Annotated in this window: 16 protein-coding genes, 11 tRNA genes and 6 rRNA genes; 2 read left to right on the top strand and 31 right to left on the bottom strand. The window is 44.4% G+C overall.

The genetic code is table 11. The features are described from left to right. The 4 genes from MHB55_RS00580 to MHB55_RS00565 are packed head-to-tail and all read right to left on the bottom strand — an operon-like array spanning position 1 to position 2,595. Positions 1-705 carry a CBS domain-containing protein gene (locus MHB55_RS00580; protein ID WP_144538272.1) on the bottom strand — a complete coding sequence of 235 codons (705 nt, stop codon included), beginning with the start codon at positions 703-705 and terminating at the stop codon, positions 1-3. A 17-nt stretch (positions 706-722) separates the two neighbouring features. Further along, a complete protein-coding gene (locus MHB55_RS00575; RefSeq protein ID WP_144538271.1) occupies positions 723-1,505 on the bottom strand; it encodes an ABC transporter permease in 783 nt (260 codons plus the stop codon). Next, positions 1,502-2,401: an ATP-binding cassette domain-containing protein gene (locus MHB55_RS00570; RefSeq protein WP_144538270.1), complete on the bottom strand. Its 900-nt coding sequence runs from the start codon at positions 2,399-2,401 to the stop codon at positions 1,502-1,504. Before MHB55_RS00570 ends, MHB55_RS00575 begins: the two co-directional genes overlap by 4 nt. Further along, positions 2,398-2,595 carry a PLDc N-terminal domain-containing protein gene (locus tag MHB55_RS00565; RefSeq protein ID WP_225216048.1) on the bottom strand — a complete coding sequence of 66 codons (198 nt, stop codon included), beginning with the start codon at positions 2,593-2,595 and terminating at the stop codon, positions 2,398-2,400. The genes MHB55_RS00570 and MHB55_RS00565 overlap by 4 nt, the downstream gene beginning before the upstream one ends. Before the next feature lie 85 nt (positions 2,596-2,680). Here MHB55_RS00565 and MHB55_RS00560 point away from each other — a divergent pair, with 85 nt between their 5' ends. Both MHB55_RS00560 and MHB55_RS00555 read left to right on the top strand, forming a co-directional pair. After that, positions 2,681-3,250: a GNAT family N-acetyltransferase gene (locus MHB55_RS00560; RefSeq protein ID WP_144538269.1), complete on the top strand. Its 570-nt coding sequence runs from the start codon at positions 2,681-2,683 to the stop codon at positions 3,248-3,250. Positions 3,251-3,269: 19 nt separating this feature from the next. After that, positions 3,270-4,175, top strand: coding sequence for an EamA family transporter (locus MHB55_RS00555; RefSeq protein ID WP_144538268.1), 906 nt, complete (start codon positions 3,270-3,272; stop codon positions 4,173-4,175). 103 nt (positions 4,176-4,278) lie between these two features. On the opposite strand, the gene MHB55_RS00550 is transcribed toward MHB55_RS00555, so the two are convergent. From MHB55_RS00550 to MHB55_RS00420, 27 genes are all read right to left on the bottom strand, one after another. After that, on the bottom strand, positions 4,279-5,496 hold the full coding sequence (locus tag MHB55_RS00550) for an alpha/beta hydrolase family protein (protein ID WP_340862345.1): 1,218 nt from the start codon (positions 5,494-5,496) through the stop codon (positions 4,279-4,281). A 733-nt stretch (positions 5,497-6,229) separates the two neighbouring features. Further along, positions 6,230-6,345: ribosomal RNA gene (gene rrf, locus MHB55_RS00545) — 5S ribosomal RNA — on the bottom strand. Positions 6,346-6,524: 179 nt separating this feature from the next. Next, positions 6,525-9,452, bottom strand: a 23S ribosomal RNA gene (locus tag MHB55_RS00540). 116 nt (positions 9,453-9,568) lie between these two features. Then, positions 9,569-9,644: transfer RNA gene (locus MHB55_RS00535), tRNA-Ala, on the bottom strand. A 16-nt stretch (positions 9,645-9,660) separates the two neighbouring features. After that, positions 9,661-9,737, bottom strand: a tRNA-Ile gene (locus MHB55_RS00530). A gap of 107 nt (positions 9,738-9,844) precedes the next feature. Then, positions 9,845-11,398, bottom strand: a 16S ribosomal RNA gene (locus MHB55_RS00525). Between the two features lie 135 nt (positions 11,399-11,533). Next, positions 11,534-11,609 (bottom strand) — tRNA-Ala (locus MHB55_RS00520). A gap of 15 nt (positions 11,610-11,624) precedes the next feature. Next, a tRNA-Pro gene (locus MHB55_RS00515) sits at positions 11,625-11,701 on the bottom strand. A gap of 6 nt (positions 11,702-11,707) precedes the next feature. Continuing rightward, positions 11,708-11,784, bottom strand: a tRNA-Arg gene (locus tag MHB55_RS00510). Between the two features lie 16 nt (positions 11,785-11,800). Beyond that, positions 11,801-11,889, bottom strand: a tRNA-Leu gene (locus MHB55_RS00505). A 15-nt stretch (positions 11,890-11,904) separates the two neighbouring features. Then, positions 11,905-11,979: transfer RNA gene (locus MHB55_RS00500), tRNA-Gly, on the bottom strand. A gap of 17 nt (positions 11,980-11,996) precedes the next feature. Further along, positions 11,997-12,081 (bottom strand) — tRNA-Leu (locus MHB55_RS00495). Positions 12,082-12,104: 23 nt separating this feature from the next. Further along, positions 12,105-12,177 (bottom strand) — tRNA-Lys (locus MHB55_RS00490). 6 nt (positions 12,178-12,183) lie between these two features. After that, positions 12,184-12,259: transfer RNA gene (locus tag MHB55_RS00485), tRNA-Thr, on the bottom strand. 13 nt (positions 12,260-12,272) lie between these two features. Continuing rightward, positions 12,273-12,348 (bottom strand) — tRNA-Val (locus MHB55_RS00480). A 26-nt stretch (positions 12,349-12,374) separates the two neighbouring features. Further along, positions 12,375-12,490 (bottom strand): 5S ribosomal RNA (gene rrf, locus MHB55_RS00475). 128 nt (positions 12,491-12,618) lie between these two features. After that, positions 12,619-15,546: ribosomal RNA gene (locus MHB55_RS00470) — 23S ribosomal RNA — on the bottom strand. A gap of 196 nt (positions 15,547-15,742) precedes the next feature. Beyond that, positions 15,743-17,296: ribosomal RNA gene (locus MHB55_RS00465) — 16S ribosomal RNA — on the bottom strand. The 16S, 23S and 5S rRNA genes sit together here with 11 tRNA genes alongside, the layout of an rRNA operon. A gap of 372 nt (positions 17,297-17,668) precedes the next feature. Next, positions 17,669-19,159 (bottom strand): lysine--tRNA ligase, encoded by a 1,491-nt coding sequence (gene lysS, locus MHB55_RS00460; RefSeq protein ID WP_144541468.1) that lies wholly within the window; start codon positions 19,157-19,159, stop codon positions 17,669-17,671. Positions 19,160-19,328: 169 nt separating this feature from the next. Beyond that, a complete protein-coding gene (dusB, locus tag MHB55_RS00455; protein WP_154311953.1) occupies positions 19,329-20,354 on the bottom strand; it encodes a tRNA dihydrouridine synthase DusB in 1,026 nt (341 codons plus the stop codon). Next, entirely contained in the window at positions 20,354-20,524 is a 171-nt protein-coding gene (locus tag MHB55_RS00450; protein ID WP_340843977.1) for a helix-turn-helix domain-containing protein, read from the bottom strand. The genes dusB and MHB55_RS00450 overlap by 1 nt, the downstream gene beginning before the upstream one ends. Positions 20,525-20,526: 2 nt before the next feature. Continuing rightward, complete coding sequence (gene folK, locus MHB55_RS00445) at positions 20,527-21,045, bottom strand: 2-amino-4-hydroxy-6-hydroxymethyldihydropteridine diphosphokinase (RefSeq protein ID WP_144541474.1); 519 nt, start codon at positions 21,043-21,045, stop codon at positions 20,527-20,529. Next, positions 21,042-21,407 (bottom strand): dihydroneopterin aldolase, encoded by a 366-nt coding sequence (gene folB / locus MHB55_RS00440; RefSeq protein WP_144541476.1) that lies wholly within the window; start codon positions 21,405-21,407, stop codon positions 21,042-21,044. Before folB ends, folK begins: the two co-directional genes overlap by 4 nt. A gap of 3 nt (positions 21,408-21,410) precedes the next feature. Next, a complete protein-coding gene (folP, locus tag MHB55_RS00435; RefSeq protein WP_144541479.1) occupies positions 21,411-22,268 on the bottom strand; it encodes a dihydropteroate synthase in 858 nt (285 codons plus the stop codon). Position 22,269: 1 nt separating this feature from the next. Further along, positions 22,270-23,109, bottom strand: a complete 840-nt coding sequence (gene pabC / locus MHB55_RS00430) for an aminodeoxychorismate lyase (protein WP_144541481.1) — start codon at positions 23,107-23,109, stop codon at positions 22,270-22,272. After that, the gene (gene pabA, locus MHB55_RS00425) at positions 23,110-23,697 is read right to left on the bottom strand and encodes an aminodeoxychorismate/anthranilate synthase component II (RefSeq protein WP_144541483.1); all 588 of its coding nucleotides are present in this window, start codon (positions 23,695-23,697) and stop codon (positions 23,110-23,112) included. Beyond that, on the bottom strand, positions 23,694-25,073 hold the full coding sequence (locus tag MHB55_RS00420) for an anthranilate synthase component I family protein (protein WP_191697933.1): 1,380 nt from the start codon (positions 25,071-25,073) through the stop codon (positions 23,694-23,696). Before MHB55_RS00420 ends, pabA begins: the two co-directional genes overlap by 4 nt. Positions 25,074-25,085: the final 12 nt, after the last annotated feature.

Below are 25,085 nucleotides of genomic sequence, written 5' to 3'. Positions count from 1 at the left end.
TTATTGAATTTTCATCATACTCATTGGAGTTACAATTCCAATTAATTGATTGCTTAATTTTCCATTCTTGGTAATGAGAAGAGCTTCTAATCTCTTCCCTCTTCCAATTGCAGATTTGAATATTTCCAGCGCCTCATAGACAGACATATCAGCTTCTACAAACCGATGATTCTCTCTATTACTTTCATGCTTCAGAATTTCACCCAAAGTAGCTTTTTTTCGGGAGAAGTTCTCGGATTCAGCCTCACTTGCCATCCACATAGTAATCCCTACAGGTGTAATGAGCCCCTTAAATTTATCATCACTATATACAGGAAACTGATTATATTTTTTGTCCTTAATAATCTTTAGTGCATAGATTAAAGAATCTGTTTCTTGAAAGGTAGTCACATTACCTGAGAACATTTGAGCCACAGTTATAGGTTTACTAAGAGCGCCCTCTAGTTCTTCCATCCTTGCTACGACCTCTTCATGAGGTTCAGCTATAGCATATTCCATTGTTGTTCTATGATGTACAATGGCATTTCTTAAATCGCCATACTCTCGTAAATCTGCTTCATATCTTCTAATAATAGCGTTCTTCTTTTTCGCGAAGTCAATTAGCCTAAAAAAAGATAGGTGCTCCTGCGTACCAACCATCTCTCTCATGATTTTGTCTAAACGGTTATAGGATGTAATGAAACGATCCGAGTTACGTAACTCCATGCTTTAGTCACCTCGTATTATATTTTTGCTTTAAATATATTCTTTTTAGCAAAATACACTGCTCCAATCAGTAAAATGCCAATTACCAATATAGTGATTAACATGCTCCACATGAAAGAACTCTGTGGTATATCCCCATTTAAGACTAGCCCCGCATACATCGGTAGCTTCCATGGAGAGATAGTCCAGTATGTGCCTAACAATCCATCTACAAACTGAACAAATATTACCAAAATGACAGATATGGTAGAAGCAATCCCTGTAGAGAATGCAGCGCTTGAAAACAAAACAATACTTACGACAAATAAAAGCCATATGATATAAGTACCTGAAAATCCAAAGAAGCTGGAGAATTCAATTGTTCCAAAAAGAATCGACGTATAATATAGACTTGCCATAATTCCTATAATAAAACTTCCTACAACGATTATACTCATTACAGCTAGTTTGCTACTTACATAGTCGGTAAATGAAATAGGCCGAACATATAACAAAGTAGCTGTTCCATTTTTTCGTTCCCTAGATACTAGCCCTGCAAACGCTAATGTCACTACTAGCATTCCGATTAATTGATATTGATTAATGGTGGACATTAGTATTTGCTCAGGCGTCATTGGAGGGAATTGAATGACTGTACCCTCTGGTAGATTGCCAACAGAGCTTAAAATCTGTGGCATATAGTAATTAGCTACTGGCTCAGTAATTCCAAAGAGAACAAATACGAGAGGAATCCATAGAAGTTTGAAATTACGAGTATTTTCTCTCCATTCCTTTTGAAATAACACTAGAAATGTCCTCATTGTTTGTTCACCACCTGCATAAATATTTCCTCGAGATTAGCTGCAGCCTTCTCTATCTTTTGGATATTCCAGTCATCCAGGGCAACATACGCTAGAATCTCTCTCATTTCAGGCTCCATTCCTCGTAAAGGAATCCAGACAGATTTCCCTTTTTGAATGGCTTTCCATGGGGAACTACTCACAAACCTTCCAGAATCTTGCTCGTTAGAGAAAAAGACTTTAATCATTGGATTGGCATACTTTTCACGAACCATCGATAGAGATCCTTGTTCGACTAGTTCTCCGTTTCTTAAAAATAATAGTTGATCTGTCATTTCCTCTGCATCATTTAAAATATGCGTGGAATATAGGATAGTCGTTTTTTCTTGAAGCTCCTTTAAGAGATTCAATATCTCTCGTCTACCTACTGGGTCCAAAGCCGATACTGGCTCATCTAACAAAAGGAGGGATGGTTGGTGTACAATAGCCTGTGCTAATCCTAACCTTTGTTTCATTCCACCAGAAAATGTTCCTATTTTTTTCTTCTTTGCTTTTTCTAAACCTACAAAATCTAATATTTTCTCTGCTTCTAATTTGGCCGTTCTCGTCTCTATCCCACTTAATTTTGCTGTCATCTCGGTAAACTCAAGTGCTGTGAGCCACGAAAAAAATTTAGGATACTGGGGTAAAAAACCAATCATGCTCCTAAGATCACTCTTATTTCCATCTAACTTAATATCACCAAATGTTGGCTCCACAAGACCTGTCAGCATAGAGAGAGTAGTCGTTTTACCCGCCCCATTAGGCCCAATCAAAGCAGTAGAAGTATTTTTCATCAATGAAAAGGATACATCTCGAACTACTGTTTCTCTTCCATATTCTTTTGTTAGTGATTCTACGCTTAATAATATTGTCATTCGTTACGTCTCCCCACTATAAAATATAAAATAGAACCTAATATTCCAGATATTAATATAATTATTGCCCATAGCCACTTAGGACCATTTGTTGCATATATTCTTATAAGGTCAATAAAGGCTACCAACATTAAAATGAATTGTAAAATAATAATTGGTAATACTAATTCCCAAGGTATAGTTGAAAAATTCAATATAGTTCCTCCTTTTTAATTCCTACCTTTATAAAAGAAAGGTTTCATAAATTATGTTATAATAAAAAATTGGGGGGTGAATTGAATGGAAACTATTATAAGAAAAGCTAAAAGAGAAGACGCCGAAGCCTCAGTTCCGCTGATCATGGAGGCAATCGGAGATATTTCTATGCAAATGACTGGTGAAACTGAAGAATCAGCAATTACCCAGGAATTCATTCACTTATTTACTCAAACCAGCAATCGTCATTCATTTTTAAATACATACGTTGCAGAAATGGAAGGTCAAGTTGCTGGAGTTCTAGTTTTTTATACTGCTGAACAAGCAGTTACTTTGGATGCTAATTTAGAGAAGTATCTTTCAGCCAAAAGTGGAACACAGGTTACAATCGATAAAGAGACGTTACCTGGAGAATGGTATATAGATACTGTAGTCGTTGATCCAACCTATCGTGGACATGGGATTGGAACGAAACTGTTAAATTTTGCTGAACAAGTAGTTAAAAATAACGGTGGCGGGAAACTCTCCTTGAATGTAGAAACTGAGAAAGAGGCTGCAATACGCTTATATAATCGTCTAGGATTTGAAAATGTTTGTCCTTGGACCATTATCGGCGAGCCTTTCTATCACATGGTGAAAACGGTAGGCCCCTGATTGAAGGAGAAGCAAGGTTATGAAATTATGGATTTACCCATTAATGGTTGTCTTCGCAGCCAGCTGTTATGGGACCTTATCAACAATGGTGAAGTTAGCAATTGGACAAGGATATACAGCTTCTGAAGCTGTTTCCAGTCAATATATTGTTGGTTTCCTATTAGCATTACTCATCTACATGGTTACACAAAGAAAAATACCACGCCTTTATGGCGGGTTTAAAATTGTACTGTTAGCAGGTATTTTTACAGCAACTACGGGTATTGTCTATGGACAAGCTCTTATATATTTACCAGCCTCTCTAGCAGTAGTCATGCTCTTCCAGTTTACTTGGATTGGCACATTGATTGATTGTATTATAAGAAAAAGATTACCTTCTCGAGCAGAAGTTATCTCTCTTATTATTTTATTTGCTGGTACTTTACTAGCTGCAGGTGTACTAGACGTCGATTTAAGTGGAATCGACTGGAGAGGCTGGGTTTATGGTTTCGCAGCCGCGGTATCCTTCTCACTTAACATGAACATCAATACTAAACAAGTAGAGGGAATGAATACTACTACTCGTCTGCTATGGGTTTCCTTTATCGCTGCTTTGATGATTTCGGTTTTCCAAAGCCCAGAAATTATGTGGAATGGGAAACTTTTCACAGAATCTCTTCTTTTCTTGGGACTAGGCTTAGGATTACTAGGTATCATTATCCCAATTTATTTCTTCGTAATTGCTGTACCAAAAGTAGGCGGTGCAGTTTCATCTATTTTAAGTGCTATGGAATTGCCAGTTGCTGTTATGGTATCCGTACTTGTTCTAAGTGAAGCTCTTACCTGGCTACAGGTACTAGGAATCGTTGTCATATTGATAGGTATGTGTATACCTACAATTGCAGACATCCGAAGAAAACAAAAACAACAGAAGGCTATATTTTAACTTGAAACGCTGAACTACTAGTTCAGCGTTTTTTTTATGATAAGAAAAGATTTAGGAATAGCTTTCTATCACTCATTTACTTAAGGTAGATACCTTCATTTTCTTATTTAATAAACTTAAGGATTCCTTCAACCAATCCATCTGCTAGCGGGAGGCTCGGATCTGTATATGTTGCCATATTTCCTGCTTCATCGTCTGGGGATTCCTTTAATACATGATTCATTTTCTCAATGATCAATAGTTCAGAATCTCCCTTTGCTTGATGTAAAAGTTTTGCATCGTTACTTGGAACTTGCATATCTAATGTACCGTTCACGATTAATACTCTTGAATCTAATTGTTGAATTTGTTCAGCTGGATTGTATTGTAACCATGAAATCGTATATGGTTGAACAGACGGACGAAATATGCTTTGTAATTCATTAGAGACTTCATCCACCTGTTGACCTTGCTTAAGCTTTTCTAATATTTTTTGAGATTCCTCCATAAGATTATTTGGTAACTGAGCGCTTAATTGCTCTTTTAATATCTCATCTATTGGTCTTCCCGCACCTGCTAGTGATATAAATATAGAGGCTTCTACCTCTTTTGCAGCAACCATACCTATAAGAGATCCTTCACTATGACCTATGAAGCCTATATCACTAAAGCGTTCGTCATCTTTTGCAAAGTTTGCCCAAGCTTCTGCATCTTCAATATAGTGATGAAATCTTAGTTCTTCTTCCTTTGTGGCAAGATCAATGTTTTGTCCTACTCCTCTTTTATCATAGCGTATGCTAGCAATTCCCTCTGCTGCTAGTTCTTCTGCAATCATTTTTAAGCTATTATTTTTCCCTGCCATAACTAAGGAGTTTCCATTACGATCGGTGGGTCCTGAACCTGCAAGAATAATCATAAGCGGAAAAGGTCCTTCCCCCTCTGGAACTTCTATTTGACCAATCATTTTGCCACCCATTACTTCAATTTCTTCTAAATGCTCAGCAGTTCCTTCAAGTTCATTTACTTTGCTCAATTCAAACGGGAACGACTGCCCTTGTTGTGTAAACGTCCCTGCGATTTTTTCATTCTCCAGCTTTCCTAGAAAGGATATCTTTTGTCCCGGCAGCGGCATGTTAAAAGTAATATCAGTATCGTTTAGAGTAATATTGGTAAGCGGATGATCATTTAAACCCTGGATAGGGATACTAATACTACCTTTTTCTTTTGTAAACTGTATAGTGATTGGTAACGGCTGATTAGGCACATTAATAGATCCTTCCCAAATCCCTTCTACAGTCTCTAAGGAAACAGTTTTCTTTGATTCATCCTTACCTTTGGACACATCGTTCACCTCCTGTTTGTTACTACAAGCTGAAAGTATTATAAAAAGAAATATTAAAGTTAATATAAGGCCCTTTTTATTGATTATTTCCATCCCCCGTCTGTTCTATTTTAAGTATAACAGAAGTGCATAAAGGAGTAAATATTTTAATTGTAGTTTAAAATAATTATTAAAATTATTCATCATAAGCTTAAAGGGTTTAAATTTGCATGTTCCTTGGGCTGCGAAAACAGATGGGTGTGGCAGATTTCTTCGTCAGCCGCAGTCGATGGTTCTCGCGTATGCTATACGCTCCGAGCCTCTCTTCCTTGCTTCCTTGAACTCTTTGCCGCCCCTCTGCTTTCTCGTACACTTGCTTAGTTAGGAATGGTTAGTACCTTCGGCACTTCTAATTTCTTTATAGAACAAACAAAAAAGCCGTCACCGATTTCTCGGTAACGACTTTTTCCAGTGCCCAGCGACGTCCTACTCTTGCAGGGGGACCCCCAACTACCATCGGCGCAGGCTGCGAAACCAGATGGACGGCAGATTTCTTCGTCAGCCGCAGTCGATCGGTTCTCGCGTATACTATACGCTCCGAGCCTCTCTTCCTTGCTTCCTTGAACTCTTTGCCCCTCTGCTTTCTCGCACACTTGCTTAGTTAGGAATGGTTAGGTGCCTTCGGCACTTCTAATTTCTTTATAGAACAAACAAAAAAGCCGTCACCGATTTCTCGGTAACGACTTTTTCCAGTGCCCAGCGACGTCCTACTCTTGCAGGGGGAGACCCCCAACTACCATCGGCGCTGAAGAGCTTAACTTCCGTGTTCGGTATGGGAACGGGTGTGACCTCTTCGCCATCATCACTAGACTTTTCGGCTTTCAATCCACTGCGCATTGCGTTGTCAACTTCGCTCGTTCAGTCAGTCACGTACGTAAGTACGCTCCTTCCTTCGCTCACTCGTTTCCTAGCACTGCTTGTGTTTTGAAATCCTCTTGAGTTGTTCACTCAAAACTGGATAAAAGACATCATTAATGGAAACAAACAATTTGGTTAAGTCCTCGATCGATTAGTATTCGTCAGCTGCACGTGTCGCCACGCTTCCACCCCGAACCTATCTACCTCATCGTCTTTGAGGGATCTTACTTACTTGCGTAATGGGAAATCTCATCTTGAGGGGGGCTTCGTGCTTAGATGCTTTCAGCACTTATCCCGTCCACACATAGCTACCCAGCGATGCCCTTGGCAGAACAACTGGTACACCAGCGGTGTGTCCATCCCGGTCCTCTCGTACTAAGGACAGCTCCTCTCAAATTTCCTACGCCCACGACGGATAGGGACCGAACTGTCTCACGACGTTCTGAACCCAGCTCGCGTACCGCTTTAATGGGCGAACAGCCCAACCCTTGGGACCGACTACAGCCCCAGGATGCGATGAGCCGACATCGAGGTGCCAAACCTCCCCGTCGATGTGGACTCTTGGGGGAGATAAGCCTGTTATCCCCGGGGTAGCTTTTATCCGTTGAGCGATGGCCCTTCCATGCGGAACCACCGGATCACTAAGCCCGTCTTTCGACCCTGCTCGACTTGTAGGTCTCGCAGTCAAGCTCCCTTCTGCCTTTACACTCTTCGAATGATTTCCAACCATTCTGAGGGAACCTTTGGGCGCCTCCGTTACACTTTAGGAGGCGACCGCCCCAGTCAAACTGCCCGCCTGACACTGTCTCCTACCCGGGTTACGGGTATGGGTTAGAATTTCAATACAACCAGGGTAGTATCCCACCGACGCCTCCTCCGAAGCTGGCGCTCCGGGCTCTAAGGCTCCTACCTATCCTGTACAAGTTGCACCAAAATTCAATATCAAGCTACAGTAAAGCTCCACGGGGTCTTTCCGTCCTGTCGCGGGTAACCTGCATCTTCACAGGTACTATAATTTCACCGAGTCTCTCGTTGAGACAGTGCCCAGATCGTTACGCCTTTCGTGCGGGTCGGAACTTACCCGACAAGGAATTTCGCTACCTTAGGACCGTTATAGTTACGGCCGCCGTTTACTGGGGCTTCAATTCGCACCTTCGCTTGCGCTAAGCACTCCTCTTAACCTTCCAGCACCGGGCAGGCGTCAGCCCCTATACTTCACCTTACGGTTTTGCAGAGACCTGTGTTTTTGCTAAACAGTCGCCTGGGCCTATTCACTGCGGCTCTTCTAGGCTATACACCCAAAAGAGCACCCCTTCTCCCGAAGTTACGGGGTCATTTTGCCGAGTTCCTTAACGAGAGTTCTCTCGCTCACCTTAGGATTCTCTCCTCGACTACCTGTGTCGGTTTGCGGTACGGGCACCTCCCACCTCGTTAGAGGCTTTTCTTGGCAGTGTGAAATCAGGAACTTCGGACTAAGTCCTCGCCATCACAGCTCAATGTTACAGAGTGCGGATTTGCCTACACTCACACCTCACTGCTTGGACGTGCATAACCAACAGCACGCTTACCCTATCCTACTGCGTCCCCCCATCACTCAAACGGTGGGGTGGTGGTACAGGAATATCAACCTGTTGTCCATCGTCTACGCCTATCGGCCTCGACTTAGGTCCCGACTAACCCTGAGCGGACGAGCCTTCCTCAGGAAACCTTAGTCATACGGTGGATGGGATTCTCACCCATCTTTCGCTACTCATACCGGCATTCTCACTTCTAAGCGCTCCACCAGTCCTTCCGGTCTGACTTCAACGCCCTTAGAACGCTCTCCTACCACTGATACCAAAGGTATCAATCCACAGCTTCGGTGATTTGTTTAGCCCCGATACATTTTCGGCGCAGCGTCACTCGACCAGTGAGCTATTACGCACTCTTTAAATGATGGCTGCTTCTAAGCCAACATCCTGGTTGTCTAAGCAACGCCACATCCTTTTCCACTTAACAAATACTTTGGGACCTTAGCTGGTGGTCTGGGCTGTTTCCCTCTTGACTACGGATCTTATCACTCGCAGTCTGACTCCCAAACATAAATCATTGGCATTCGGAGTTTGTCTGAATTCGGTAACCCGGGATGGGCCCCTAGTCCAAACAGTGCTCTACCTCCAAGATTCTAACGTTTGAGGCTAGCCCTAAAGCTATTTCGGAGAGAACCAGCTATCTCCAGGTTCGATTGGAATTTCTCCGCTACCCACACCTCATCCCCGCACTTTTCAACGTGCGTGGGTTCGGACCTCCAGTAAGTGTTACCTTACCTTCATCCTGGACATGGGTAGATCACCTGGTTTCGGGTCTACGACCACATACTCATTCGCCCTATTCAGACTCGCTTTCGCTGCGGCTCCGTCTTCTCAACTTAACCTCGCATGTAATCGTAACTCGCCGGTTCATTCTACAAAAGGCACGCCATCACCCGTTAACGGGCTTTGACTATTTGTAGGCACACGGTTTCAGGGTCTATTTCACTCCCCTTCCGGGGTGCTTTTCACCTTTCCCTCACGGTACTGGTTCACTATCGGTCACTAGGTAGTATTTAGCCTTGGGAGATGGTCCTCCCGGATTCCGACGGAATTTCACGTGTTCCGCCGTACTCAGGATACACTCTGGAGGGAATGAATTTTGGACTACGGGGCTTTTACCCTATCCTGCGGACCTTTCCAGGTCGCTTCATCTAACTCATTCTTTTGTAACTCCGTATAGAGTGTCCTACAACCCCAAGAGGCAAGCCTCTTGGTTTGGGCTCTTCCCGTTTCGCTCGCCGCTACTCAGGGAATCGAATTTTCTTTCTCTTCCTCCAGGTACTTAGATGTTTCAGTTCCCTGGGTGTGTCTCAGATGCGCTATGTATTCACGCAAATGTACTGCCCCATTACGGGCAGTGGGTTTCCCCATTCGGAAATCTCCGGATCGAAGCTCACTTACAGCTCCCCGAAGCATATCGGTGTTAGTGCCGTCCTTCGTCGACTCCTAGTGCCAAGGCATCCACCGTGCGCCCTTATTAACTTAACCTAAAAGTTAAAAGTACTACACTTGTAATCACGTAAGTGATCACAATTTGAATATCTTGCGTTTGTTTCTTTTTTGATGTCGTTTTATCCAGTTTTCAAAGAACAAAATTATTTCGTTGGTGGAGCCTAGCGGGATCGAACCGCTGACCTCCTGCGTGCAAGGCAGGCGCTCTCCCAGCTGAGCTAAGGCCCCGAAATAAAAAAAGGTATGGTGGGCCTAAATGGACTCGAACCATCGACCTCACGCTTATCAGGCGTGCGCTCTAACCAGCTGAGCTATAGGCCCTCTTTGAATTTCCATATCTATTAAATGTTAATATACATGAACATTCAAAACTGAACTGCAAAACGTTAAGATACAGATAAAGATCTGTATTCCGAATATATCCTTAGAAAGGAGGTGATCCAGCCGCACCTTCCGATACGGCTACCTTGTTACGACTTCACCCCAATCATCTGTCCCACCTTCGGCGGCTGGCTCCCAAAAGGGTTACCCCACCGACTTCGGGTGTTACAAACTCTCGTGGTGTGACGGGCGGTGTGTACAAGGCCCGGGAACGTATTCACCGTGGCATGCTGATCCACGATTACTAGCGATTCCGGCTTCATGTAGGCGAGTTGCAGCCTACAATCCGAACTGAGAACGGTTTTATGGGATTAGCTCACCCTCGCGGGGTTGCGACCCTCTGTACCGTCCATTGTAGCACGTGTGTAGCCCAGGTCATAAGGGGCATGATGATTTGACGTCATCCCCACCTTCCTCCGGTTTATCACCGGCAGTCACCTTAGAGTGCCCAACTGAATGCTGGCAACTAAGATCAAGGGTTGCGCTCGTTGCGGGACTTAACCCAACATCTCACGACACGAGCTGACGACAACCATGCACCACCTGTCACCGCTGTCCCCGAAGGGAAAAGCCTATCTCTAGGCCGGTCAGCGGGATGTCAAGACCTGGTAAGGTTCTTCGCGTTGCTTCGAATTAAACCACATGCTCCACCGCTTGTGCGGGCCCCCGTCAATTCCTTTGAGTTTCAGTCTTGCGACCGTACTCCCCAGGCGGAGTGCTTAATGCGTTAGCTGCAGCACTAAGGGGCGGAAACCCCCTAACACTTAGCACTCATCGTTTACGGCGTGGACTACCAGGGTATCTAATCCTGTTTGCTCCCCACGCTTTCGCGCCTCAGCGTCAGTTACAGACCAGAAAGCCGCCTTCGCCACTGGTGTTCCTCCAAATCTCTACGCATTTCACCGCTACACTTGGAATTCCGCTTTCCTCTTCTGCACTCAAGTCCCCCAGTTTCCAATGACCCTCCACGGTTGAGCCGTGGGCTTTCACATCAGACTTAAAGGACCGCCTGCGCGCGCTTTACGCCCAATAATTCCGGACAACGCTTGCCACCTACGTATTACCGCGGCTGCTGGCACGTAGTTAGCCGTGGCTTTCTAATGAGGTACCGTCAAGGTACGAGCAGTTACTCTCGTACTTGTTCTTCCCTCACAACAGAGTTTTACGATCCGAAAACCTTCTTCACTCACGCGGCGTTGCTCCATCAGACTTTCGTCCATTGTGGAAGATTCCCTACTGCTGCCTCCCGTAGGAGTCTGGGCCGTGTCTCAGTCCCAGTGTGGCCGATCACCCTCTCAGGTCGGCTACGCATCGTCGCCTTGGTGAGCCGTTACCTCACCAACTAGCTAATGCGCCGCGGGCCCATCCTGTAGTGACAGCCGAAACCGTCTTTTAACATTCCCCCATGTGAGGAAATGGATTATTCGGTATTAGCCCCGGTTTCCCGGAGTTATCCCAATCTACAGGGCAGGTTGCCCACGTGTTACTCACCCGTCCGCCGCTAAATCAGAAGAAGCAAGCTTCTTCATCATTCGCTCGACTTGCATGTATTAGGCACGCCGCCAGCGTTCGTCCTGAGCCAGGATCAAACTCTCCATAATAGAGAACTTAAAAAGCTCATTTTGTTTTGCTGGCATCATCATTAAATGATGTCAAAAATTGTTTTGCGTCAATACAACCGAAGTTGTTTGATGCTATATGTCTTAACGTTTTGCATGTTCAGTTTTCAATGTTCATGGTGGAGCCTAGCGGGATCGAACCGCTGACCTCCTGCGTGCAAGGCAGGCGCTCTCCCAGCTGAGCTAAGGCCCCAATATTATAAATAACTGGTCGGGAAGACAGGATTCGAACCTGCGACCCCTTGGTCCCAAACCAAGTGCTCTACCAAGCTGAGCTACTTCCCGTATATATGGCGCGCCCGGCAGGAGTCGAACCCACAACCTTCTGATCCGTAGTCAGACGCTCTATCCAATTGAGCTACGGGCGCTAATGTTTCATAAAAGTGGTGCCGAGGACCGGAATCGAACCGGTACGGTAGTCACCTACCGCAGGATTTTAAGTCCTGTGCGTCTGCCAGTTCCGCCACCCCGGCACTTTGATGAATCTTTGGAGCGGAAGACGAGGTTCGAACTCGCGACCCCCACCTTGGCAAGGTGGTGTTCTACCACTGAACTACTTCCGCTCGGTTATTAAATTAAATGGTGCGGGTGAAGGGAGTCGAACCCCCACGCCTTGCGGCGCTAGATCCTAAGTCTAGTGCGTCTGCCAGTTCCGCCACACCCGCATATTTATTTCACAAAAAGTGAATGAGCCATGTAGGATTCGAACCTACGACCCTCTGATTAAAAGTCAGATGCTCTACCAACTGAGCTAATGGCTCGAAAAATGGTGCCGGAGAAAGGACTTGAACCCTCAACCTACTGATTACAAGTCAGTTGCTCTACCAGTTGAGCTACTCCGGCAGGAGTAAAGTTATGGTGGAGGATGACGGGCTCGAACCGCCGACCCTCTGCTTGTAAGGCAGATGCTCTCCCAGCTGAGCTAATCCTCCTGGGTAATATTAATTTCTTATTGCAAGCCCAGCGATGTCCTACTCTTGCAGGGGGAGACCCCCAACTACCATCGGCGCTGAAGAGCTTAACTTCCGTGTTCGGTATGGGAACGGGTGTGACCTCTTCGCCATCATCACTAGACTTGAATAATTTAATTGAAAGACAAGTTCTATTATAACAAGTTTGTAGAGTTTTACAAGCCTTATTATCAAAAAAATATTATTCTTTCAAAACTGAATAAACTGACATCATTAATAGAAACAAACAATTTGGTTAAGTCCTCGATCGATTAGTATTCGTCAGCTGCACGTGTCGCCACGCTTCCACCCCGAACCTATCTACCTCATCGTCTTTGAGGGATCTTACTTACTTGCGTAATGGGAAATCTCATCTTGAGGGGGGCTTCGTGCTTAGATGCTTTCAGCACTTATCCCGTCCACACATAGCTACCCAGCGATGCCCTTGGCAGAACAACTGGTACACCAGCGGTGTGTCCATCCCGGTCCTCTCGTACTAAGGACAGCTCCTCTCAAATTTCCTACGCCCACGACGGATAGGGACCGAACTGTCTCACGACGTTCTGAACCCAGCTCGCGTACCGCTTTAATGGGCGAACAGCCCAACCCTTGGGACCGACTACAGCCCCAGGATGCGATGAGCCGACATCGAGGTGCCAAACCTCCCCGTCGATGTGGACTCTTGGGGGAGATAAGCCTGTTATCCCCGGGGTAGCTTTTATCCGTTGAGCGATGGCCCTTCCATGCGGAACCACCGGATCACTAAGCCCGTCTTTCGACCCTGCTCGACTTGTAGGTCTCGCAGTCAAGCTCCCTTCTGCCTTTACACTCTTCGAATGATTTCCAACCATTCTGAGGGAACCTTTGGGCGCCTCCGTTACACTTTAGGAGGCGACCGCCCCAGTCAAACTGCCCGCCTGACACTGTCTCCTACCCGGGTTACGGGTATGGGTTAGAATTTCAATACAACCAGGGTAGTATCCCACCGACGCCTCCTCCGAAGCTGGCGCTCCGGGCTCTAAGGCTCCTACCTATCCTGTACAAGTTGCACCAAAATTCAATATCAAGCTACAGTAAAGCTCCACGGGGTCTTTCCGTCCTGTCGCGGGTAACCTGCATCTTCACAGGTACTATAATTTCACCGAGTCTCTCGTTGAGACAGTGCCCAGATCGTTACGCCTTTCGTGCGGGTCGGAACTTACCCGACAAGGAATTTCGCTACCTTAGGACCGTTATAGTTACGGCCGCCGTTTACTGGGGCTTCAATTCGCACCTTCGCTTGCGCTAAGCACTCCTCTTAACCTTCCAGCACCGGGCAGGCGTCAGCCCCTATACTTCACCTTACGGTTTTGCAGAGACCTGTGTTTTTGCTAAACAGTCGCCTGGGCCTATTCACTGCGGCTCTTCTAGGCTATACACCCAAAAGAGCACCCCTTCTCCCGAAGTTACGGGGTCATTTTGCCGAGTTCCTTAACGAGAGTTCTCTCGCTCACCTTAGGATTCTCTCCTCGACTACCTGTGTCGGTTTGCGGTACGGGCACCTCCCACCTCGTTAGAGGCTTTTCTTGGCAGTGTGAAATCAGGAACTTCGGACTAAGTCCTCGCCATCACAGCTCAATGTTACAGAGTGCGGATTTGCCTACACTCACACCTCACTGCTTGGACGTGCATAACCAACAGCACGCTTACCCTATCCTACTGCGTCCCCCCATCACTCAAACGGTGGGGTGGTGGTACAGGAATATCAACCTGTTGTCCATCGTCTACGCCTATCGGCCTCGACTTAGGTCCCGACTAACCCTGAGCGGACGAGCCTTCCTCAGGAAACCTTAGTCATACGGTGGATGGGATTCTCACCCATCTTTCGCTACTCATACCGGCATTCTCACTTCTAAGCGCTCCACCAGTCCTTCCGGTCTGACTTCAACGCCCTTAGAACGCTCTCCTACCACTGATACCAAAGGTATCAATCCACAGCTTCGGTGATTTGTTTAGCCCCGATACATTTTCGGCGCAGCGTCACTCGACCAGTGAGCTATTACGCACTCTTTAAATGATGGCTGCTTCTAAGCCAACATCCTGGTTGTCTAAGCAACGCCACATCCTTTTCCACTTAACAAATACTTTGGGACCTTAGCTGGTGGTCTGGGCTGTTTCCCTCTTGACTACGGATCTTATCACTCGCAGTCTGACTCCCAAACATAAATCATTGGCATTCGGAGTTTGTCTGAATTCGGTAACCCGGGATGGGCCCCTAGTCCAAACAGTGCTCTACCTCCAAGATTCTAACGTTTGAGGCTAGCCCTAAAGCTATTTCGGAGAGAACCAGCTATCTCCAGGTTCGATTGGAATTTCTCCGCTACCCACACCTCATCCCCGCACTTTTCAACGTGCGTGGGTTCGGACCTCCAGTAAGTGTTACCTTACCTTCATCCTGGACATGGGTAGATCACCTGGTTTCGGGTCTACGACCACATACTCATTCGCCCTATTCAGACTCGCTTTCGCTGCGGCTCCGTCTTCTCAACTTAACCTCGCATGTAATCGTAACTCGCCGGTTCATTCTACAAAAGGCACGCCATCACCCGTTAACGGGCTTTGACTATTTGTAGGCACACGGTTTCAGGGTCTATTTCACTCCCCTTCCGGGGTGCTTTTCACCTTTCCCTCACGGTACTGGTTCACTATCGGTCACTAGGTAGTATTTAGCCTTGGGAGATGGTCCTCCCGGATTCCGACGGAATTTCACGTGTTCCGCCGTACTCAGGATACACTCTGGAGGGAATGAATTTTGGACTACGGGGCTTTTACCCTATCCTGCGGACCTTTCCAGGTCGCTTCATCTAACTCATTCTTTTGTAACTCCGTATAGAGTGTCCTACAACCCCAAGAGGCAAGCCTCTTGGTTTGGGCTCTTCCCGTTTCGCTCGCCGCTACTCAGGGAATCGAATTTTCTTTCTCTTCCTCCAGGTACTTAGATGTTTCAGTTCCCTGGGTGTGTCTCAGATGCGCTATGTATTCACGCAAATGTACTGCCCCATTACGGGCAGTGGGTTTCCCCATTCGGAAATCTCCGGATCGAAGCTCACTTACAGCTCCCCGAAGCATATCGGTGTTAGTGCCGTCCTTCGTCGACTCCTAGTGCCAAGGCATCCACCGTGCGCCCTTATTAACTTAACCTAAAAGTTAAAAGTACTACACTTGTAATCACGTAAGTGATCACAATTTGAATATCTTGCGTTTGTTTCTTTTTTGATGTCGTTTTATCCAGTTTTCAAAGAACAATTTAAATGCTCATCATAAAAATGAACACTCAAAACTGAACTGCAAAACGTTAAGATACAGATAAAGATCTGTATTCCGAATATATCCTTAGAAAGGAGGTGATCCAGCCGCACCTTCCGATACGGCTACCTTGTTACGACTTCACCCCAATCATCTGTCCCACCTTCGGCGGCTGGCTCCCAAAAGGGTTACCCCACCGACTTCGGGTGTTACAAACTCTCGTGGTGTGACGGGCGGTGTGTACAAGGCCCGGGAACGTATTCACCGTGGCATGCTGATCCACGATTACTAGCGATTCCGGCTTCATGTAGGCGAGTTGCAGCCTACAATCCGAACTGAGAACGGTTTTATGGGATTAGCTCACCCTCGCGGGGTTGCGACCCTCTGTACCGTCCATTGTAGCACGTGTGTAGCCCAGGTCATAAGGGGCATGATGATTTGACGTCATCCCCACCTTCCTCCGGTTTATCACCGGCAGTCACCTTAGAGTGCCCAACTGAATGCTGGCAACTAAGATCAAGGGTTGCGCTCGTTGCGGGACTTAACCCAACATCTCACGACACGAGCTGACGACAACCATGCACCACCTGTCACCGCTGTCCCCGAAGGGAAAAGCCTATCTCTAGGCCGGTCAGCGGGATGTCAAGACCTGGTAAGGTTCTTCGCGTTGCTTCGAATTAAACCACATGCTCCACCGCTTGTGCGGGCCCCCGTCAATTCCTTTGAGTTTCAGTCTTGCGACCGTACTCCCCAGGCGGAGTGCTTAATGCGTTAGCTGCAGCACTAAGGGGCGGAAACCCCCTAACACTTAGCACTCATCGTTTACGGCGTGGACTACCAGGGTATCTAATCCTGTTTGCTCCCCACGCTTTCGCGCCTCAGCGTCAGTTACAGACCAGAAAGCCGCCTTCGCCACTGGTGTTCCTCCAAATCTCTACGCATTTCACCGCTACACTTGGAATTCCGCTTTCCTCTTCTGCACTCAAGTCCCCCAGTTTCCAATGACCCTCCACGGTTGAGCCGTGGGCTTTCACATCAGACTTAAAGGACCGCCTGCGCGCGCTTTACGCCCAATAATTCCGGACAACGCTTGCCACCTACGTATTACCGCGGCTGCTGGCACGTAGTTAGCCGTGGCTTTCTAATGAGGTACCGTCAAGGTACGAGCAGTTACTCTCATACTTGTTCTTCCCTCACAACAGAGTTTTACGATCCGAAAACCTTCTTCACTCACGCGGCGTTGCTCCATCAGACTTTCGTCCATTGTGGAAGATTCCCTACTGCTGCCTCCCGTAGGAGTCTGGGCCGTGTCTCAGTCCCAGTGTGGCCGATCACCCTCTCAGGTCGGCTACGCATCGTCGCCTTGGTGAGCCGTTACCTCACCAACTAGCTAATGCGCCGCGGGCCCATCCTGTAGTGACAGCCGAAACCGTCTTTTAACATTCCCCCATGTGAGGAAATGGATTATTCGGTATTAGCCCCGGTTTCCCGGAGTTATCCCAATCTACAGGGCAGGTTGCCCACGTGTTACTCACCCGTCCGCCGCTAAATCAGAAGAAGCAAGCTTCTTCATCATTCGCTCGACTTGCATGTATTAGGCACGCCGCCAGCGTTCGTCCTGAGCCAGGATCAAACTCTCCATAATAGAGAACTTAAAAAGCTCATTTTGTTTTGCTGGCATCATCATTAAATGATGTCATTTCTTTTGCTTGAAGAACTAGTCTATCAAGCTATATTTCTTAACGTTTTGCATGTTCAGTTTTCAATGTTCATTGCGCCGTTTCGTTTTGGCGACTTTAATATCATACCAAATCTACTTTTCAATGTCAACAAATTTTTTTAAATTGTTTTTCGTGAAATTCGAAGTAAAAATGAGAACTTGATTACTATACCACCATGTGTGCACCTTTTACAAGGGTTTTATACAAAAAAATAAATAAAACTTTCGGCGCACTATATATAGTGATGTAAATTAAAAGAGATACTACCAATGGTAGTATCTCTTTCCTTGTTCCCTTTAATCTCTATGACGCATTGTAGGGAATAATAGGACATCGCGAATAGACGGAGAATTTGTTAATAACATTACCAAACGATCTATCCCGATTCCTAGTCCTCCTGTAGGTGGCATTCCATATTCTAAAGCTTCTAAGAAATCCTCATCCATTTCATGTGCTTCATCATTTCCAGCAGCTTTTTCTTCTAATTGTGCTTCAAAGCGTTGACGTTGATCGATAGGATCGTTCAACTCCGTGAATGCATTAGCATGCTCACGACGAACTATAAACAACTCAAAACGATCAGTAAAGCGTCCATCTTCTGAATTTTTCTTCGCAAGCGGAGAAACCTCTACTGGATGACCATAGATAAATGTTGGTTGAACTAAAGTCTCTTCTACTTTTTGCTCAAAGAATTCATTTAACACATGTCCTACTTCCATAGAAGGTTTCACATCTACACCATGTTCTTTAGCCAATGCATGAGCATCCTCTTTCGTCATCTCTTTCCAGAAATCAACTCCAGTTGTCTCTTTAACCGCATCAGCCATATGCCAACGTCTCCAGCCAGGCGCTAAATTAATCTCATCGTCTCCATATTTAACGGTAGAAGAACCTAGAACTTCCTGCGCTACATGCGCTACCATGTTCTCTGTCAGGTTCATAATATCTTTATAATCAGCATACGCCTCATATAACTCAATCATTGTAAACTCTGGGTTATGTCGAGTAGATACACCTTCGTTACGGAACACACGACCTATTTCATATACCTTTTCCAGTCCACCTACAATTAGGCGTTTTAAATGTAATTCGATTGCAATACGTAAGTAAAGCTCCATATCTAACGCATTATGATGCGTAATAAACGGACGAGCTGCTGCCCCTCCTGCTACAGTATGTAACAATGGTGTTTCTACTTCTAAGTAGCCCTGGCTATCTAAGTAACGACGCATCGATTGAATGATTCGACTTCTAGTGATAAATGTATTTTTGCTTTCCTCGCTAGTCATTAAATCTAAATAGCGTTGGCGATAGCGTTGTTCCACATCTTTTAAGCCATGAAATTTTTCCGGCATTGGACGTAATGACTTTGTTAAGAAGGTAAATTCTGTTGCTTTTACTGACAATTCACCTACCTGAGTTCTAAATACATTTCCGCGAACTCCTACAATGTCTCCTAAGTCAGCTGTTGTAAATAGTTCATAGGCATCTTCACCGATTGCATCTTTTCGTACATATATCTGAATTTGCCCACCCAAGTCTTGGATATGCGCAAAGCCAGCTTTCCCTTTTCCACGCTTGGTCATAATTCGACCTGCAACCACTACTTCGTGAGATGTTTCTTCTAACTGTTCTTTTGTGAACTCATCAAATTCAGCAATAACTTGATTACTTAAATGAGTTCTTTCATATTTACCACCAAAAGGATCTAATCCTTTTTCTTGTATGGTAGTCATCTTCTGGCGTCTCACCAAAAGTTGATCATTTAATTCTTCCATGTTAGACATTTCCTTCACTCCTTTTGCAATCTATTATTCGCAAGTATCATTTACGTTGCATTTATTGTACACAATTTCAGGGTTCTCTTCATCTTTTATTTCACAATCGAAGATTTTTCATTTTTCTGACGTATGATAAAAACGGAAAGAGCCGCCACTTGTCGTGACAGCCCACTAATTAAGCAAGAATTGTACTAGCCTCATTATATTCCTTTGAGGATTCTTCTGCAAAGAATCGTAAGTAGTCCTTAAGCTCTTGAGCAGTTTCTGTTTGGTTTATCATATTTCTTGCTGTACCATTCCCTCGAATGCCTTTAAGGTACCAAGATGCATGCTTACGCATTTCACGAACGGCAATGCCTTCTCCCTTTAAAGCTGTTAAACGATCAAAATGTAATAAACATACATCTATTTTCTCTTGGACTGTCGGCTCTGGTTTCAATTCTCCTGTTTCTAGGTATTCCACTGTACGATAAATCATCCATGGATCCCCTAAAGCAGCGCGTCCAATCATTACTGCGTCGACACCTGTTTCCTCTAACATACGCTTCGCATCTTGCGGTGTATTTACATCACCGTTACCGATGACAGGTATATTTACTGCTTCCTTTACTTGGCGGATTAAATCCCAATTTGCATGACCTTCATACATTTGCACACGAGTACGTCCATGAACGGCAACTGCTGCTCCACCAGCTCGTTCCACAGCTTGAGCATTTTCAACCATGTATAAATGCTCTTCATCCCAGCCAGTGCGCATTTTAACACTTACCGGTTTTTTTACGTTATCTACAACTGCAGAAACCATTTCATATATCTTGTTAGGGTCTAGAAGCCATCTTGCACCAGCTTCACATTTTATAATCTTGTTAACTGGGCACCCCATGTTAATATCTATAATGTCTGCAGAAGTATGTTCATCTACATACTTAGCAGCTGCTACAAGCGTTTCCTTCTCACCACCAAAAATCTGAAGTGATAGTGGATTTTCTCGCTCATCAATATAAAGCATGCTCAAAGTCTTTTCGTTCTTAAACACGATCCCTTTATCACTGATCATTTCAGCGTAGACTAGTCCTGCTCCAAATTCTTTTACTGTTAGGCGGAATGCTGAATTACAGATACCAGCCATAGGAGCTAAAACTACTCGGTTATCCATTACGTGCTTACCAATTTGAAATGGTTTAGTTGATGTGTTAGTCATTATTCTTCACCTTCTTCTGCTACTCCTTTTAGTTCTTCTAGCTTTATATCAAGTATAGCAGCTATTTTTTCCAACTGTTTTTCGGTTGGAACACGCTTACCTTGTTCTATTTTGCCAAGTATAGACACAGACATATCCATTTCTTTTGCAAGTTCTACTTGCTTAATCATCTTTAACCTTCGAAATGCACGAATGCGTCGACCCCATCGAACGATTTCCATAAATGGACGCCCTCTTTCTGATCATGCACTATATTCGAAAAAGCTTGTTTTGTACTTGGATGGACTAATTCAGAGTTTATTTCCACAAGCGGAACAAGCACGAACCCTCTTTCTGTCATCCTAGGATGAGGAATGATTAGGTCTTCCGTTTTCATATTTTCTTCATTATACAACAAAATGTCAAGGTCTACAGTTCTCGGACCCCAGCGAACTAATCTCTTTCTTCCGAGCAAGTCCTCTATTTCGTTGCATTTTTTTAATAATTCATGAGGAGTATATAAAGTTTCAAGCTCTACGACTATATTTAAAAAAGCGGCTTGGTCCACGTATCCCACTGGATCTGTCTCATAGACCGATGACATCCTTTTTACCTCTATCTGTTTTGTCTCTTTCAATAAACCGACTGCCTCTTGTAAAAACTCTAAACGATTTCCAATATTAGAACCTAGAGAAATATATGCTAAATTCATATTGTACCTCTCGTTATATCGACAGCAACCGAAGTGTAGTGCCCAATAATCGGAGGATTTGGTTTCACTAAATGTATTCGACATCCACTTACCTTTTCTTTATACTCCTCCAGTATTCGAGAAGCAATTTTCTCAGCCACAGCTTCTATTAACAAATAAGGTCTTCCCTCCACTATTTGCTTACAAAGCTCAAATACCTCAGCATAGTTAACCGTTTCGTTTAAATTATCTGTTTCTCCAGCTTTTTTTAAGTCGCAAGCAAGCGTCACCGTTACTTTAAAAATTTGACCAAGCTTTGTTTCCTCTGGAAGCGCTCCATGAAAGCCGTAAAATTCTAAATCGTTTAAATGAATATAATCCATTCGTTAACCCTCCACTTTCATATCGGTGCCTTTGCCCATTAAAGCATCCATCATTTTTGTCATTCTTGCAATCTCCATGACATCATGCACTCTTACTATATGACAGCCAAGCTGGACACCATAGCAAACAGTGGCTCCTGTGCCCTCCATTCGCTCGTCCACAGGTAAATTTAACACATTGCCAATCATGCGCTTACGGGACGTAGCAAGCAATACTGGGTAGCCCATATCCACTAGGTCAGCTAAATGCTGCATCATTAAAATATTTTGTTCGTGAGACTTCGCAAATCCAATACCGGGGTCTAACCAAATATTTTCATAAGGAATACCTGCTGACCTTGCAATTTGAATGCTTTCTTCTAAATCCCGCTTCGCTTCTGTCCAAAAATCTACATAGTCTTCATTATCTCGATTGTGCATTAGAATAATAGGGACATTCAATTCTGCTGCCACCTCGGCAATCTTGGTATCTCTTTTGGCTCCCCAAATATCATTAATAATGTGAGCACCAGCTTCTATAGCTGCTCTTGCAACAGTAGATTTATATGTATCAATAGAAATAATAGCATTTACCTGCTGACTGATAGCCTTAATGACAGGCACCACACGTGCAATTTCTTCTTCGTCAGAGATGAGTGTGTATCCCGGTCTTGTAGATTCTCCTCCTACATCTATTATCTTTGCTCCTTCTGCCACCATTTGTTTTGCTCTAGCAACAGCTTGTTCTATCTCATTAAACTTTCCTCCATCTGAAAAAGAATCTGGCGTCACGTTTAGAATACCCATTATGATTGTTTCATTTCGAAAATCTAGTGTGACTCCTCCCATTTCAAATGGATGCGAGTTGTATTGTAAATTCATGCTATGTCCTCCTTTCTCCCTCTATACATTCTACGTATTGTTTATGAAGCACTTTATAAACAGAGCCCTGGTTACCCAAAAACTGTTTCTCCCCAATACTTTTAATCGGAACTATTTCCTGAACTGCGTTTGTTATAAATACCTCATCCGCCAATTCTAGTTGAGACTTTGTATAAAGACCTTCCGCTATATCCATTGTACAGTTTTTTAAAATCCACTTCCTAGTCGTGCCATTTAAAATACCAGTCTCTACTGAGGGAGTATATACTTTACCGTCCTTCACCCAAAAGACATTAGAAGTAATGCCTTCTGCAACAAAACCTTCTGCATTTACAAAAATTCCTTCCTGCGTGGCCAAAGAATCTATTTCAAATCTAGCTTGAACATTGTTTGCAAAGTGATGGGATTTATGACGTATGGAGCTTTCTGGAGAATTTCTGACAGTCTTTAACCAAATTGCTGACTTCTCTTTTCCTCGTACGGTAGAAGGAAGAGGCTTTCGAAATATAATAACAGTTGGTTGAGGATAATCGCTTGGCTGAAGACCAATGTCATGAATGCCTGCAGAGACATTTAATCGAAAATATCCATCTTCCCCGTTATTCGCTGCTGTTAATAAATTCACAGCCTTCAGAATAGACTGCTTCTCATATGGTATTGCAATTCGAAAGTCTGACAGCGCCTTCGAGAGTCTTGACCAATGCTCGTCCCACAAAAAAACTTCGCCATTGTAAGTTCGAAACGTTTCGAAAAAGCCTAGACCATACAAAAAGCCATGATCATAGGCTGATACTGTCAGTTCATTTGCTTTAAATAGCTGTCCATCCTTCCATGCCTCCATTTAAAGCATCTCCTTAGCGTAACAGTGATCTTTCACAAAATTTTGGATTAGCTTTTTCCCTTCCTCCGTCATAATAGATTCGGGATGGAATTGTACGCCTTCTACCGCAAACTCTTTGTGACGCAGCCCCATTATTTCTCCCTCTTCCGTCCACGATGTAACTTCGAGACAGTCTGGAAGGGATTTTCTTTCCACTATTAAAGAATGATAGCGAGTAGCATAGAACGGGTTAGGCATGTCCTTATTTACACCCTTATCATCATGAAAGACTAGAGACGTTTTCCCGTGCATCAATCGTTCTGCGCGAATTACTTTACCGCCAAAAGCTTGACCAATTGATTGATGCCCTAAACAAACCCCTAGTATAGGAATTTTTCCTGCGAAATAGGTTATTACATCTAAGCTAATGCCTGCCTCATTCGGAGTGCAGGGACCGGGAGACACAACGATGATTTGAGGTGACAATCGTTCAATCTCTTCTATAGAAAGCTCATCATTACGGACGACCCTTACCTCTACACCCTGCTCTCCGATGTATTGCACAAGGTTGTAGGTAAAAGAATCGTAGTTATCAATCATTAATATCATTTGCTTCCCCCTTCTGCCATTGCCTTCGCCTGCCATAATGCCTTCGCTTTGTTAATCGACTCCTTATATTCTGCGCTAGGCTTCGAATCAATCACAATACCTGCTCCAGCTTGGATATGTGCCATTCTATCTTGAATAAACGCCGTCCGGATAACAATATTAAGCTCTATATCCCCTGAATAACCAAGCCATCCTATAGAACCTGTATACAAACCTCTTCGCACAGGCTCTAATTCTTCAATTATTTCCATCGTTCTTATTTTAGGAGCGCCAGTAATAGTACCACCTGGGAACATTGCCCGTACTATATCTGCGTTTGTGACACCAGGACGTAACTCTCCTTTTACATTGGAGACGATATGCATGACATGAGAATATCGCTCAATCGCCATGAACTCATTCACTTCAACGGTGCCATAGGCAGAAACACGTCCTAAATCGTTCCGTTCCAAATCAACAAGCATTACATGCTCAGCACGCTCTTTTTCATTTTCAATCAGCTCATTAGCCAACAATATATCCTCTGCTTCGTCTTTTCCTCTAGGTCTTGTACCAGCAATAGGACGTGTAGAAAGTTCCATTCCCTTTTTCTTCACTAACAGTTCTGGAGATCCCGATACAACAGCAAAGTCCGGAGAATGTATATACGCCATATAAGGAGAAGGATTGAAAGTACGTAATGCCTCATACATCTCGATGGGTGATGCCTTTAACTCTTTTGATTGGCGAACTGATAAATTAACTTGGAATACATCTCCTTGAGCAATATAATCTTGAATTTTTAGAGTAGCCGCTTTAAATTCCTCTGCACTAACAGATACATGTAGCTGAGCTGAGTCCTCATTAAATTCAGTGGCAGCTCCCGGTAGAAATATTCTGGACGATATGCCTTGGTCAGCTGCCTGTCTGTATTGTTCCTCCATTTTAACTAAATCCTCTTTACTGTTGGAGAGCTTCATCAGTGTTACCACTTCTGTCTCTACATCTAAAACAGCCCAGCAGTCTAGCAGGTAAAAATAGATATCCGGTATTTGCAAATCGTCTTTTGAGAGATTTGGTAGGGATTCTATCTTTCTAGCATAATCATAGCTAATAAAACCAGCAGCCCCTCCTTGAAAATCGGGAAGCTTTTCATCGTAAAGGATTTTATAGTCAGCAATGAGTCGCTCTAGCTCCTCTAAAGGTTCACCTGCTCTAAATTCTTTTTCTCCTTCTCTCCAAACAATGTGGATTCCCTTCTCATCAGACTTAACAGTAGCTAAAGGATTCCATGCTGCAACAGAAAGATGCCCACCTCTCCCGCTCTCTAAGAACAAATGATGTGTTTCATTTTTGGTAAGTTCTTTATATCCATAAAAAAATGCCTCTTTAGACATTTGAAAAGAATG

Source organism: Psychrobacillus sp. FSL K6-1267 (genome assembly GCF_038003265.1).
Classification (GTDB): Bacteria; Bacillota; Bacilli; order Bacillales_A; family Planococcaceae; genus Psychrobacillus; species Psychrobacillus faecigallinarum.
The sequence above is the reverse complement of the archived record's forward strand: the minus strand, read 5'-3'. Positions and strand labels throughout refer to the sequence as shown.

Coding starts and splice junctions, on each gene's coding strand:
- MHB55_RS00580 (WP_144538272.1), bottom strand. CDS start 705: ATGGAGTTACGTAACTCGGATCGTTTCATTACATCCTATAACCGTTTA.
- MHB55_RS00575 (WP_144538271.1), bottom strand. CDS start 1,505: ATGAGGACATTTCTAGTGTTATTTCAAAAGGAATGGAGAGAAAATACT.
- MHB55_RS00570 (WP_144538270.1), bottom strand. CDS start 2,401: ATGACAATATTATTAAGCGTAGAATCACTAACAAAAGAATATGGAAGA.
- MHB55_RS00560 (WP_144538269.1), top strand. CDS start 2,681: ATGGAAACTATTATAAGAAAAGCTAAAAGAGAAGACGCCGAAGCCTCA.
- MHB55_RS00555 (WP_144538268.1), top strand. CDS start 3,270: ATGAAATTATGGATTTACCCATTAATGGTTGTCTTCGCAGCCAGCTGT.
- lysS (WP_144541468.1), bottom strand. CDS start 19,159: ATGTCTAACATGGAAGAATTAAATGATCAACTTTTGGTGAGACGCCAG.
- dusB (WP_154311953.1), bottom strand. CDS start 20,354: ATGACTAACACATCAACTAAACCATTTCAAATTGGTAAGCACGTAATG.
- MHB55_RS00450 (WP_340843977.1), bottom strand. CDS start 20,524: ATGATTAAGCAAGTAGAACTTGCAAAAGAAATGGATATGTCTGTGTCT.
- folK (WP_144541474.1), bottom strand. CDS start 21,045: ATGAATTTAGCATATATTTCTCTAGGTTCTAATATTGGAAATCGTTTA.
- folB (WP_144541476.1), bottom strand. CDS start 21,407: ATGGATTATATTCATTTAAACGATTTAGAATTTTACGGCTTTCATGGA.
- folP (WP_144541479.1), bottom strand. CDS start 22,268: ATGAATTTACAATACAACTCGCATCCATTTGAAATGGGAGGAGTCACA.
- pabC (WP_144541481.1), bottom strand. CDS start 23,109: ATGGAGGCATGGAAGGATGGACAGCTATTTAAAGCAAATGAACTGACA.
- pabA (WP_144541483.1), bottom strand. CDS start 23,697: ATGATATTAATGATTGATAACTACGATTCTTTTACCTACAACCTTGTG.
- MHB55_RS00420 (WP_191697933.1), bottom strand. CDS start 25,073: ATGTCTAAAGAGGCATTTTTTTATGGATATAAAGAACTTACCAAAAAT.